Annotated in this window: 10 protein-coding genes; 8 read left to right on the top strand and 2 right to left on the bottom strand. The window is 67.9% G+C overall.

What is annotated here, in order from left to right:
• Positions 1-50 precede the first annotated feature (50 nt).
• Together B9Y64_RS13990 and B9Y64_RS13985 are read left to right on the top strand one after the other, a co-directional pair.
• Complete coding sequence (locus B9Y64_RS13990; RefSeq protein WP_100441219.1) at positions 51-527, top strand: hypothetical protein; 477 nt, start codon at positions 51-53, stop codon at positions 525-527.
• Between the two features lie 69 nt (positions 528-596).
• Positions 597-1076, top strand: coding sequence for a tRNA (cytidine(34)-2'-O)-methyltransferase (locus B9Y64_RS13985; protein ID WP_100441218.1), 480 nt, complete (start codon positions 597-599; stop codon positions 1074-1076).
• A gap of 118 nt (positions 1077-1194) precedes the next feature.
• Here B9Y64_RS13985 and B9Y64_RS13980 read toward each other — a convergent pair whose 3' ends face one another.
• Positions 1195-2358 (bottom strand): acyl-CoA dehydrogenase family protein, encoded by a 1164-nt coding sequence (locus B9Y64_RS13980; RefSeq protein WP_100441217.1) that lies wholly within the window; start codon positions 2356-2358, stop codon positions 1195-1197.
• A gap of 257 nt (positions 2359-2615) precedes the next feature.
• On the opposite strand from B9Y64_RS13980, the gene B9Y64_RS13975 reads away from it, so the two are divergent.
• On the top strand, positions 2616-4292 hold the full coding sequence (locus B9Y64_RS13975) for an electron transfer flavoprotein-ubiquinone oxidoreductase (protein ID WP_100441216.1): 1677 nt from the start codon (positions 2616-2618) through the stop codon (positions 4290-4292).
• A gap of 65 nt (positions 4293-4357) precedes the next feature.
• On the top strand, positions 4358-4759 hold the full coding sequence (locus B9Y64_RS13970; protein ID WP_100441367.1) for a c-type cytochrome: 402 nt from the start codon (positions 4358-4360) through the stop codon (positions 4757-4759).
• Here the strand turns inward: B9Y64_RS13970 and B9Y64_RS13965 are convergent.
• Positions 4753-8352, bottom strand: coding sequence for an ATP-binding protein (locus B9Y64_RS13965; RefSeq protein WP_100441215.1), 3600 nt, complete (start codon positions 8350-8352; stop codon positions 4753-4755). The genes B9Y64_RS13970 and B9Y64_RS13965 overlap by 7 nt on opposite strands.
• A gap of 75 nt (positions 8353-8427) precedes the next feature.
• On the opposite strand from B9Y64_RS13965, the gene B9Y64_RS13960 reads away from it, so the two are divergent.
• The 4 genes from B9Y64_RS13960 to B9Y64_RS13945 all read left to right on the top strand — a co-directional run bounded on the left by B9Y64_RS13960 (position 8428) and on the right by B9Y64_RS13945 (position 12974).
• Positions 8428-9066 (top strand): response regulator transcription factor, encoded by a 639-nt coding sequence (locus B9Y64_RS13960; protein WP_100441214.1) that lies wholly within the window; start codon positions 8428-8430, stop codon positions 9064-9066.
• 378 nt (positions 9067-9444) lie between these two features.
• Positions 9445-10215 carry a hypothetical protein gene (locus tag B9Y64_RS13955; RefSeq protein ID WP_100441213.1) on the top strand — a complete coding sequence of 257 codons (771 nt, stop codon included), beginning with the start codon at positions 9445-9447 and terminating at the stop codon, positions 10213-10215.
• Positions 10216-10327: 112 nt separating this feature from the next.
• Positions 10328-12319, top strand: coding sequence for a peptidoglycan-binding protein (locus B9Y64_RS13950; RefSeq protein ID WP_100441366.1), 1992 nt, complete (start codon positions 10328-10330; stop codon positions 12317-12319).
• Positions 12320-12566: 247 nt separating this feature from the next.
• The gene (locus B9Y64_RS13945) at positions 12567-12974 is read left to right on the top strand and encodes a glycine zipper 2TM domain-containing protein (protein ID WP_100441212.1); all 408 of its coding nucleotides are present in this window, start codon (positions 12567-12569) and stop codon (positions 12972-12974) included.
• Positions 12975-13028: the final 54 nt, after the last annotated feature.

Here is a 13028-nt window from a genome sequence, read left to right as displayed (position 1 = left end):
TACTACCTTACTACCACACCACTGATCACCAACACTAAACAGGCCCCGTCATGAACGCCAAGACCATTGCCATCGCCATCGCCCTGATCGCCGGCACCGCGGTTGTTTCGTCGGTGCAGGCCTCCGAATCCCTCAAGACCCTGGCCACCGTGCAGGTCCGCCCGGCCGCCGACCAGCTGGCCCAGCAGGCCTGGGAACAGGCCAGCGGCATCCCGACCCTGGCCACCGTGGAAGTGCGCCCGAGCGCCGACCAGCTGGCCGAGCGCAACGACTACGTCGCCGCCCCGATTGCCGCCGCCCTGCCGATCACCACCCTGGCTTCGGTGGAAGTGCGCCCGAGCCTGGAGCAGCGCGTCGCCCTGGCCGCCGAACTGGAAGCCCAGCGCTACGCCGCCACCCTGGCCGCCGCCGCCACCAACGTCGCCCACTCGGTCATCGTCAACCTGCCGACCCTGCAGGTGCGTCCGAGCGCCGCCGACCTGCAGGCCCTGGCCACCGAAACCGCCCAGGTCCTGCTGCGCCCGTAAGCGGTGCCGCCCTGCCGCGTGCAGGGCGTGCGCCGTAAAGGCGGCCGCCGTCGCAGGTACACTGCGCCGATGAATGCCGCGCCCCAGTTCCACGTGATCCTGTTCCAACCGGAAATCCCGCCCAACACGGGCAATGTGATCCGGCTCTGCGCCAACACCGGCGCGCAGCTGCACCTGGTCGAGCCGCTCGGCTTCGCACTGGAAGACAAGCAGCTCAAGCGCGCCGGGCTGGACTACCACGAGTACTCGCGCCTGCAGGTGCATCCCGACCTGGACACCGCGCTGGCGCGGATCGCTGCGAAACGGTTGTTCGCACTCAGTACCCGGGCCAGCGTGCGCTACGACAGCGTGGCCTTTGAAGATGGCGATGCATTCCTGTTCGGCCCGGAAAGCCGCGGCCTGCCGCAGGACGTGCTCGATGCCCTGCCCGATGGCCACCGCCTGCGCCTGCCGATGCGGCCGGACAACCGCAGCCTCAATCTTTCCAACACCGTCGCCGTGGTGATGTACGAGGCGTGGCGGCAGCATGGGTTTGCCGGCGGCCAGTAGATACGCGCCATCGCGGACGATCGTCTGGTAGATGCCGACCTTGGTCGGCGCCGGGAGCGCCAACCAAGGTTGGCGACTACCGCCATCCCGGTGGATCCACGCCGTGCGTGGATGGCTGTCAGAACGCGTTGATGCCGGTCAGTTCGCGGCCGATCACCAGCTGGTGCACGGTCTCGGTGCCTTCATAGGTGATTACCGATTCCAGGTTCAGCGCATGCCGGATCGCCACGTGTTCGGTGGTGATGCCGGCGCCGCCCAGCAGATCGCGGCATTCGCGCGCGATGTCGATGGCCATGCGGCAGTTGTTCCACTTGGCCAGGCTCACCTGCTGCGGCTGCAACTGGCCAGCTTCCTTCAAGCGGCCCAGCTGCAGCGCCAGCAGCTGCGCGGTCGTGATCCGGCGGGCCATTTCGGCCAGCTTGATCTGCGCGCTCTGGGTGGCCGCCAGCGGGCGACCGAACAGCACACGCTCCTTGGCATAGCCCAGTGCTTCATCCAGGCAGGCAATCGCCGCACCGATCGGCCCCCAGCTGATGCCATAACGGGCCTGGGTCAGGCAGCCCAGCGGGCCCTTCAGGCCCTTCACGTTGGGCAGGCGATGGCTGTCGGGCACACGCACGTCGTCAAAGAACAACGCACCGGTCAGCGACGCGCGCAGGCTCATCTTGTGCTTGATTTCCTGCGTGGTGAAGCCGGCCATGCCCTTTTCCAGCACGAAGCCCTGGATGCCGTCCTCGGTCTGCGCCCAGACGATGGCCAGATCGGCCACCGGGCCGCTGGTGATCCACATCTTGCTGCCACTGATGCGCCAGTCGCCGCCATCGCGCACCGCGCGGGTCTTCATGCTGGCCGGATCGGAACCACCATGCGCCTCGGTCAAGCCGAAGCAGCCGATCAGCTCGCCGCGTGCCATCGCCGGCAACCACTGCTGGCGCTGTTCCTCGCTGCCATAGGCGAAGATCGGGTACATGCACAGCGAGCTCTGCACCGACACGAAGCTGCGCAGGCCGGAGTCGCCGCGTTCCAACTCCTGGCAGATCAGCCCGTAACTGACCGCTCCGAGGTCACCACCGCCGTACTGGGCCGGCAGGGTCGCGCCGAGCAGGCCCAGCGAAGCGATCTCGGGCACCAGTTCCGCCGGAAACCGCGCCTGGTCGAAGGCGTCCCCGATGATCGGCAGCACGCGTTCGTTGGTGAAGCGGGCCACGCTTTCCTGCACCGCGCGCTCTTCCTCGTTGAGCAGGGAACGGACATCGAACAGATCGTACGGATGCAAAGCCATGGCACTCACACGCAGTCAGGACCCGGCCATTGTCGGTCATCCGGGCAGAGCGTGCCGACCAAGGTCGGCACCCACCAGAGCTGCGGCACTACGCTGCACTGCAGCAATCCGGGTGTGAACATCGCCGATCTAGCTCGATCACGCGTGGACCGGTACCCTGACACATTCAAACAACCGTTTCGCTCGTGGCCGCACGCGCGATTCCCAGGCACCGCCGGTGGCCCCGATGCCGGCCCTACCCACGAGTCATGCAATCGATGAGCGCTGAAGCCAACGCCCTGCCCCCGCGTGAAGTAATGGAGTTCGACGTGGTGATCGTCGGCGCCGGCCCCGCCGGCCTGGCCACCGCGATCCGCCTGCGCCAGCGCGCGATCGAAGCCGGCCGCGAACTGTCGGTATGCGTGCTGGAGAAGGGCTCCGAGCCGGGTGCACATGTGCTGTCCGGCGCAGTGATGGACCCGCGCGCGCTGACCGAACTGTTCCCGGACTGGGCCGAGCGTGGCGCACCGCTGAAGCAGAAGGTCACCCGCGACGAATTCCTGTTCCTCAGCGAAACCGGCGCACGCAGCACGCCCAACGCGCTGCTGCCGGAGTGCTTCCACAACGAAGGCAACTACATCATCAGCCTGGGTGAAGTGACCCGTTGGCTGGCGCAGCAGGCCGAGGCGCTGGAGGTGGCGATCTTCCCGGGCTTCGCCGCCGCCGAGGTGCTGTACGGCGACAACGGCGAAGTGATCGGCGTGGCCACCGGCGACATGGGCATCGAGAAGGACGGCAGCATCGGCCCGGCATTCGAGCGCGGCATGGCGCTGCAGGCCAGGTACACGATCTTCGCCGAAGGCGCGCGTGGCCACCTCGGCCGCCAGCTGATCGCCCGCTACAAGCTCGACGCAGGCAAGGATCCGCAGGCCTACGGCATCGGCATCAAGGAGCTGTGGCAGATCGACCCGGCCAGGCATGAGCCGGGCCTGGTAGTGCACGCCGCCGGCTGGCCGCTGGACAGCGACACCTACGGCGGTGCGTTCCTGTACCACGCCGACGGCGGCAAGGTCGCCATCGGCTACGTCGTGGGCCTGGACTACAAGAACCCGTGGCTGAGCCCGTTCGAGGAGTTCCAGCGCTTCAAGACCCATCCGGACATCCGCAAGCACCTGGAAGGTGGTACCCGCATCGGCTACGGCGCGCGCGCGATCACCGCCGGCGGCCTGCTGTCGCTGCCGAAGACCGTGTTCCCGGGTGGCGCACTGGTGGGCTGTGAGGCCGGCTATCTCAACGCCAGCCGCATCAAGGGCAGCCACGCTGCGATCAAGACCGGCATGCTGTGCGCCGACGCCGCGTTCGATGCACTGGCCGCCGACCGCCAGCACGATGAGCTGAGCGCCTACCCGAAGGCCTTCGAAGCCAGCTGGCTGTTCACCGAACTGCAGCAGGCCAAGAACTTCAAGCAGTGGTTCAAGAAGGGCCAGACCGTGGCCACGCTGATGACCGGCGTGGAGCAGTGGCTGCTGCCGAAGCTGGGCGTGCGCAACCCACCGTGGACACTGCACCGGACCCAGCCCGACCACGTCTGCCTGGAACCGGCGTCCAAGCACACCCGCATCGCCTACCCGAAGCCGGATGGCGTGCTGACCTTCGACCGTCTCAGCTCGGTGTTCCTGAGCAGCACCAACCACGACGAGAACCAGCCCAGCCACCTGACGCTGAAGGACCCGAGCATCCCGGTGAAGGTGAACCTGGCCGAGTATGCCGGCCCGGAAGCACGCTACTGCCCGGCCGGCGTGTACGAGTTCGTCGGCGAAGCCGACAATGCGCGGCTGCAGATCAACGCGCAGAACTGCGTGCACTGCAAGACCTGCGACATCAAGGACCCGACCCAGAACATCGTCTGGGTGACCCCGCAGGGCGGCGGCGGCCCGAACTACTCCGGCATGTGATGGCCACGGGCTGCGACCGCGTGTCGCAGCCCATCGGTTCGCGCGCACCGCTATCCTGCCCGCCCATGCGTGCCTCCCGTCTGCTCTTCGCCGTTGCCGTGGCCCTGCTTGCCACCGCCTGCCAGCGCCCGCCGGCAGCACCGGTCACGCCGGAACAGGCACACCAGCAGGCCATGCAGCGCGCGTTCGAACTGTGCGCCGGCTGCCACACCGTGCAGCCCGGTGGCATCCACCGCTTCGGTCCAAACCTGCACGGCGTGATCGGCCGCCGCGCCGGCAGCCTGCCTGACTACGGCTATTCCGACGGCATGCGCCGCGCCGACATCACCTGGACCGCGCAGACGCTGGATGCCTTCCTGCAGTCACCCACCCACCTGGTGCCGGGCACGCGCATGTACAACGCCTTCCCCAGCGCGGAACGCCGCGCGCTGGTGATCGCCTACCTGCAGCAGCAGTCGCCTCAGTGAGCCAGGCGCTGCAGCTGGTGCTGCAGCTGCGCCACGAACTCCGCCACCTCGACGAACAACGGTGCCGTATCGGCTCCGGTTGCGTCCTGCAGGCGCTCGACCAGCGTGTTGGCCTGCGCGGCCAATGCCTTGGCGCCCACCGCACCCAGTCCGCCCGCCTGGCGATGCAGGTGAAGTGCTGCAGTCTCACGGTCACCGGCCTGCAGCGCGCGCTGTACGGCCGCCAGGTCGTCCTCGCTGGCCCGCAGCAGGCTGTCGCGGAGCTGCTCGGCCACGGCACGCGAGCCGAAGCGCTGTTGCAGGGTTGCCAGATCGGGCACCGCATCAGCGTCGTCGGCTGCCACTTCCGCCGATGGTGCGTCGAACAACTGCCCCTGTGCCTGCGGCAACCAGCGCAGCAGCGCCGCGCGCAACGTCGCCAGGGTCAGCGGTTTGGCCAGCACCTCGTCCATCCCCGCTTCACGGCAGCGGCGCGCATCGTCATCCAGCACGCTGGCAGTCAGCGCCAGCACGGTCAGGCGCGGTTGCCCGCTGCGCCCCTCGCGCTCGCGCAGCAGGCGGGTGAAGGCAAAGCCATCCAGCACCGGCATCCGGCAATCGGTGATGACCAGGTCGAAATGCTCCGATGACAGCCGGTCCAGTCCCTGCTGGCCGTCACTGACCAGTACATGTGGCACGCCCAGCTGCTGCAGCCGCCAGGCCATCATCGCCTGGTTGGTCGGGTGGTCCTCGATCACCAGCACGCGCGCCTGGCGCAGGGCCGCTGGCAGCAGCGCAACCTGTTCCTGTTCGGCCGCCAATGCCTCCACGTCACCACTGCCCGCTTCCACCAGTGCCAGCCGCACCTCGGCGCGGGTGCCTTCGCCGAGCGTGCTGTGCAGCTCCAGCGTGCCGTCCATCATCTGCACCAGGCGCTGGCAGATGCTCAGGCCCAGGCCGGTGCCACCGTGGTCGCGCTGGATGTAGGCGCCGGCCTGGGTGAAGGGCGCGAACAGATGCTGCAGCTGTTCCGGCGCAATGCCGATGCCGGTGTCGGTGACGCTCAGGCACAGCGGCTGGCTGCCATCTTCGGCGGTCGGGCCCAATACCTCCAGCTGCAGGCGCACCTCGCCCTGTGCGGTGAACTTGATGGCATTGCTGAGCAGGTTGAACACGATCTGGCGCAGGCGCACGCCGTCCACTTCGTGTGCCGGCGCCAGCTGCGGGTCGATCTGTACCTGCAGCGCCAGGCCACGCGCACTGGCCTGCGCGGAAAGCAGGCGGCACACGCTTTCCAGCAACGGCCGCAGCGGCTGCGGCACCGGCTCCAGGCGCATCGCGCCGGCCTCCAGCCGCGAGTAGTCGAGGATGTCGTCGAGGATCTGCCGCAGCATCTGCGCCGAATCCTCGATCACCCCCAGGATGCGCTGCTGCTCGCCATCCAGCGGCGAATGCGCCAGCACTTCCAGCATGCCCAGCACGCCACTCATCGGGGTGCGGATCTCATGGCTCATGGTGGCCAGGAAGCGGGACTTCGTCTCGGCGGCCTGTTCGGCCTCCGCTTTGGCTGCGGTGAGGTCGTCAGCCTGGGCGCGGGCCTCGCTGGCATCCACCCAGTAGCCGCTCCAGGTCACCACACCGGCCTCTGCCGCGTAAGGTTGCGCCTGGCTGCGCACCCAGCGTGCGCCCGTGCCGTCGCTACGCAGGCGGAACTCGAGGATCAGCGGCGCGAACTGGTGCGCGGCCTGTTCGACGGCCTGCAGGATGCGGGCGCGATCCTCCTCTTCGATCCGTTCCAGCAACGTCCTGGCATCCTGCTCGGCCTGCTGCCGGGTGATGCCGAACAGCGCCTGCAGGTCACCGGCGATGAACGGGAATCCGAGCGTGCCATCGGCCTCGCGCCGGGCCTGGTAGACCACCGCAGGCAGGTTGTCGGTCACTTCGGCCAGGCGCTGCTCCAGTTGCCGCCGTCCGTCGACCTCGCGACGCAGGCGCCAGTAGCCGATGCCATGCACCAGCAGCGCGGTCAGCAGCACCAGCAGCAACGGCACGCCCCAGCGCAGCACGCTGTTCCAGTCGACGCCGTTGCGGTACTCGACCGCCAGCCAGTCGCCACGCAGCGCCTCGCGCTTGCGCGGGGTCATCTGCAGCAGCAGGCGGTCGAAGGTGGTGGCCAGGGCCGCATGGCGACGCTCCACGGCCAGGGCCAGCTGGTCGTTGAACCCTGCCGGCGCGGCCACCTGCAGGCGACCGGGGAAGCGTGTGCGCAACAGGTGGTCGACCAGGGCCAGGTTGCCCACGTAGACGTCGGCATCGCCATCGATCACGCGCTGCAGGGCCTGCTCGGCGCTGCGCGCGGCAATGATCCTGGCCTGCGGTGCCTGCTGCAGCACGTAGCCGCGTACACGCTCCGGATCGGACAGCAGCACGCGCTTGCCCTGCAGGTCCGACAGGCCCAGCAGCGCCGGTGCGTCACCGCGGCTGACGATCACGTTGGGCACGGTGATGAACGGCTGGCTGAATACCCAGTCCGGGCCCAGGTAGCGCGAATCGACGGGAATGCCCATCACCGCCTGCAGTTCGCCACGGCGCGCCTTCTCGCGTACGTCGTACCAGTCGTGGCTGTTTTCCACCTTCAGGTTGGCGCCGGCCTGCAGCAGGCGCCGCAGGTACTCGCTGGCCAGGCCACTGGGCTTGCCGTCCTCGTCGGCGAAGGACAAGGGCGCCGCATTCGGCGCGAAACCGATCTTCAGCGGCTGCTCCAGCACCCGCTGTTCGGCCTGGCTCAACGCCAGCTGAGCCGATGCCGACCACTGTGGCGGAGACAGCCAGCGTTGTGCCAACGCATCACGCTCGGCCTGGCTGGTCGCGGCCAGGGCCAGGTCCAGCGCTTCGGCCAGCGGCTGCTTGCTGTTCGGAACTCCCAGGTACAGGCGCTCGGGAGGCAGATCGCTGGGCCGCAGCAGCGCCACGCCCTGCAGCCGCTCGCGGGTAATCAGCTCGGTGGCAACATAGGCATTGCCGATGTAGACGTCAGCCTTGTCGTCTCTGACCATCTGCAGTGCCGCAAGCGAGCTGCCTGCGACAAGCTGCCGGGCGCGGGGAAAACGCGCCCGCACCTGCGGACCGGTGAGGAAATCCTGCTCGATCACCACCCGCAGGCCGTCCAGATCGGGGTTCTCGGAGGCACGCAGGTCCTGCGGTCGCCCCACCAGCGCCAGCGGCGACTCGCCATAGGCGGCGGTATAGACCATGCAACGGGTGCGGTCGGCGCTCAGCCCGACGTTCATCACCACGTCGATCTCGCCACGGCATGCCGCGTCCAGCACGGATGTCCAATCGGGGTAGCGGCGGGTCTCGACCTTCAGGCCCAACTGCCGTGCCAGCATGGACAGGTAATCCGGCCCCAGCCCGACCTGCCGGCCATCGCGCAGGGACTCAAACGGTGGCCAACCGCTGTCATACTGGCCCACGACGATGCTCGGATGGGCAGCAAGGTACTCGCGTTGCAGGGGACTGAGCGGCAGCGGCCCTGGTGCTGCCTGCGCCAGGGCCGCCGGCAGCACCAGTGCAGCCAGCAGCAGGACCAGCCCGCGAACAGCCCAGCTACGCATCGGCGTCTATCTCCTAGAATCCTGCCAAGGTCCGCGATGGTCGCGGTCCGGCCTGCCCGGTGGTCATACTAGAGCATGAGCTTGCGCATCATCATCGCAGACGACCACCCGGTGGTCCGTATCGGCACCCGCGCCGTCATCGAATCGAGCGGGGTGGGACGCGTGGTCGGCGAAGCCGACAGTGCGCAGGCGCTGATGGCCCTGCTCGGCAGCCAGCCCTGCGACCTGCTGGTGACCGACTACTCCATGCCCGGCAGCCCGCAGGCCGATGGCTTCGCCATGATCGGCATGATCCGGCGCCGCCACCCGGACCTGCCGGTGCTGATGCTCAGCGTCTCCAACAACCTGGCGATCCTGCGCATGGTGCTCGACAGCGGCGTGCTCGGCCTGGTCGACAAGAGCTCGTCGATGGACGAACTGCCACAGGCCATCCAGTCGGTCTACCGCGGCCAGCCCTACATCAGCCGCAGCCTGCGCGAGCGGGTCGACGCCGCCGGCAGCTGGCGCATGCGCGAGGGCGACGGCAAGCCCCTGTCGCCGCGCGAGGTGGAGGTGCTGCGGCTGCTGGGCACCGGCATGACGGTGAAGGAGATCTCGCTGCAGCTGCACAAGAGCGTCAGCACCATCAGCCGGCAGAAAGGCGACGCGATGATCAAGCTGGGCCTGAAGGGCGACGCCGAGCTCTTCGACTATCTGCGTGATGGCAATATCTGAGAAGCAGTTCACATAACGCCAGAACCGCTGCCCGGCCTCTTTGACCGGCCGCGGTTCTGTGCAAAGATGGTCGGGCATGGGTTCTCAATGCGAGGTCGAAGGAATCGACCGGCTCATGTCCTCGCTCCTGTCCGCAGTGGATGGGGTGCGGCTTCCTGCCGGCCGTCTGGCCCGGCAACGCTGACCATGGAGAGGCGCATGCACCACCCCCCCGAGCTACGTTGGACCCTGCCGTTGCGGCCCCTGCGCGCATTCGCGGCGTGCCTGCTCGTCTCTCTTTCCGCTGCAGCCTGCAGCGCCGCCGACCCGGCCCCCTCGTCCTCCCAGCCTGGCGCCCCTGCGCAGGCTGCCGATGCGCTCCGACAGGATGTTGCCCCGATGCAGAACACCTCTCCCGACACCGCCGTTACCCCGCCCGACGCGCCGACCGTGATGTATTTCACCTACCAGGTGGACGGTGATGGCGCGGTCTCCTACGAGGTCCAGAACGGCAGCGTGGCGACCTTCTGGTTCGGCCACACCTTCACCCTCGATGGAATCACGTACTACACGGGTTTCTCGTGGGATACCCGCGAGCACTACGGCAAGCCGGGCGAACAGCAGCCGGCCGGCCCGGATGACCGCGCCAACCTCGCCGAGGCCACGTTCGTACTGGCCGGCAGTGACGCGAAGAAGCCGTGGAAGTTCCGCGGCCAGGAATGGACCATCGGCGCCATCGGCGCCTACGACAAGGCCGACGACGTCGATACCCGTCGCAAGCCGATTGAACATCGCACCGCCGACGGCCGCCTGCTGCTGGCCGTACCCACCAGCAGCTTCGACCGTGGCATCAGCAGCACCGGCTATGCGCTGCTGCTGTTCAATCCCAAGCGCAGCGAAGACGACGTGGACGGCAAGACCTGGCGCTACGTCGGCTCGGTGCGCACGGGTGAAGACAACAGCGCCGCCTGCGACGAAGGCAACGTGATGCCCTGCACCGACAGCGATGGCGAACTGGCGTTCGTGGCCGATGGCAACGGCCTGCCGCGGCTGACCGTCAGCTTCAAGGGCACCACCATCGACGCCCCGGGCAGGACCCGAGCGCTGGGTGCCGGAGATGCCGTGCACTACACCTTCGACCGCACGGCCCAGCAGTACGTCACACCCTGATTCCAACCCGCCACACGCGGGTGACCTGTTGACCGACATGTTCTTGACTCATGGATGAGTCCGGTTGGCGATTCGCGGCATCGGCCGCTCCATCAACCCCGAGGAAAACGTCATGGCACAGCATGACTACAGCAGAAAGGACGTCCTGGACATCGTCGAGCAGGTCGCCCGCCACAAAGGCATTCCCGTCGATGACTTCATGCGCTTCGCGTACATCGAGACCGGCGGTACCTTCAACGAGCGTGCCCACAACACCTCGTCCGGTGCCAAGGGCCTGTTCCAGTTCGTGCCCGGGTCGGCACGCCAGTACCACTTGACCGGCCATGAGTTCGACCCGACCCGCAACACCGAAGCGGCCGCACAGATGTACCAGGACAACCTGGACTCGATGGCGCGCCGCAACGAACGCACCGGCAACCCCTACCTGTCCGGCGGCGCCAGCCCGACCGGCCTGGACCTGTACCTGGCCCACCAGCAGGGCAGCGCCGGCTATGGCTCGGTGCAGACCGCGATCGCCACCGGCACCTTCGGCGTGGTGCGCAACGGCCATGGCGAAGAGATCAACATGCGCCGCAACGTGCTCAACCAGATCGGCTCCGATGCCAAGGCGCTGACCGGCCACACCCTGGCCGAGATGCGCGGCATGAACGATGGCGACCTGGCGCGCACCTTCTCCAGCTACTACATCCACAAGTACGCGGCGATCAGCATTCCGGAAAAGAACATCGCGCCGCAGACGCTGACGTCGGGCCAGAGCCCGAGCCCGGTGGCACCGGCACCGGCCAGCGCCGCCGTGGCGGCCGGCGCGGCCACGCTGGCGGCAACCGCGACGACCGCGGCCACGCCGAAGCCGGGCATCGAGCTGCAGGCCGCCTACGAGGCGGGCGTGAAGTACGACGATGTGAAGTACGCCATCAACATTCCAGGCCACGCGCTGTACGTGCCGGGCAAGACCGGCAAGAACGTGGAGCAGGGCTACATCGATTGTTCCGGCTGGGTCGGCACCCTGCAGAACCGGACCATGGACGAGATCAACCAGAAGGCCGGGCATGCGGTGTTCAGCAAGGCCGATCGCATCGATCTGGGCAACCTGGGTTCCGGCGGCATCGTGCGCAAGGCGTTCGACCAGTCCGGCGTGCTGCTTGACCGCGACGCCATCCTCAAGCCCGGTGCGCTGAAGGAAGGCATGGTCATCGGCCTGGATACGGCCAGGACCCGCCACGAGCACTGGAACGGCATCGACCACATCGTGATGGTGGTGCGCGACCCGAACACCGACAAACTGCTGATCAGCCAGTCCACCGGCAGCAAGGGCGTGCACACCATGCCGGTGGAGGACTACCTCAAGCAGGTGAAGGACCACCCGAACTGGAAGTTGTTCGCGTCGGACCCGTTGTCCAAGGCCCGCGACCTGCTGGAGAACCGTACCCCGTCGCACGAGCAGACCCAGGACAAGGCGGCCACCGGGCACAAGGCCACCACCACCCCGCATGCCGAGACGTACAGGCAGGGCGCGCACAGCGACGGCGTGCGCACGGTGCAGGAACAGCTGGGCCACCTGGGCTACGTCGGCACCGACGGCAAACCACTGGTCGAGGACGGTCGCTTCGGCCGCAACACCGAGGCGGCGGTGCGCCAGCTGCAGAAGGACAACGGGCTGGTCGCCGACGGCATCGTCGGCGCGAAGACCCTGGAGGCGATCAGGGAGGCCCGCGAGCGCCCGCTGCTGAACGACGAGCGGCACCCGCGCAATCCGATGTACCTGCAGGCCACCGAAGGCCTGGAGCGGATGCCGGCGGGCACCTTCAAGGATCGCCACGCGCTGGAAAGCGCCGCAGCGGCCCTGACCCGGGAAGCCCACGCCGCCGGCCTGCAGCGCATCGACTCGGTGGTGCCCAGCCCGAACGGTGAGCGCCTGTTCGCCGTACAGGGCACGATCGGTGACCCGGCGGCCAGCCGTGTCGCGGTGGAGACCCGTGCCGCCAGTGAACAAAGCCTGGCGCTCAGCAGTGGTGCCGTGCAGGGCGCGCCGAACGTGCTGCACCAGCAGCAGGACGCCCAGCAGGAGCAGACCCGCCAGGCGCAGAAGGCGATGGGCGTCTAAGCCCGCAGCGCCTTGCAGACCGGGGAAGGGCCGCGCCATGCGCGGCCCTTTCCCTTTCTGCCAGCTGAGCGGCCGCGGTCGCTTTCAGCCTTGCTTCATGCCACCTGCCGCTAGATGAATGCGCAAGCCGCCCGGTAGGCCAGGCAATGTTCCGGCAATGTTGGAACGCCAGCGTGGTCTCCACGGCAGCCGGGGCGCCCGCGCCCTCCCTGCCCAGCGTGGCATGCACCTCACAGGAGAACCGAACATGCTCAGTACTTCCACACTCAGCTTCCGTGGTCTGGCGATGGCCCTGGCACTGGTTGCCGGTGTCGCCGTGGTCAGCGATGCCAGCGCGATGTCGAGGAAGGACAAGCGCACCCTGGTCGGCGCCGTGGTCGGTGGCGTGGCCGGCAACCTTCTGTCCAACGGCGACCCTGCGGCCACCGTCGGTGGTGCCGTGGCCGGCGGCGCGATCGGCAACCTGACCACGTCAGACCGCCGCGACCGTCGCTATTACGACAATCGCTACTACGACAACCGCTACGACCGCCGCTACGATCGTGGCTACTACCGCAGTGGCTACTACAACCGTGGCGACGACCGCCGCTGGCAGCGCGATCGTTACTACGACAACCGCTACTACAACGACCGCGGTCGCCATCGCGGCTGGTAAGCGGCACGACGGCATGACCGATGCCGATGTGGAGACGGGCGGGTCGATGACCCG

The organism is Stenotrophomonas maltophilia, from assembly GCF_002799245.1.
GTDB classification, from domain to species: Bacteria; Pseudomonadota; Gammaproteobacteria; order Xanthomonadales; family Xanthomonadaceae; genus Stenotrophomonas; species Stenotrophomonas maltophilia_S.
The sequence above is the reverse complement of the archived record's forward strand: the minus strand, read 5'-3'. Positions and strand labels throughout refer to the sequence as shown.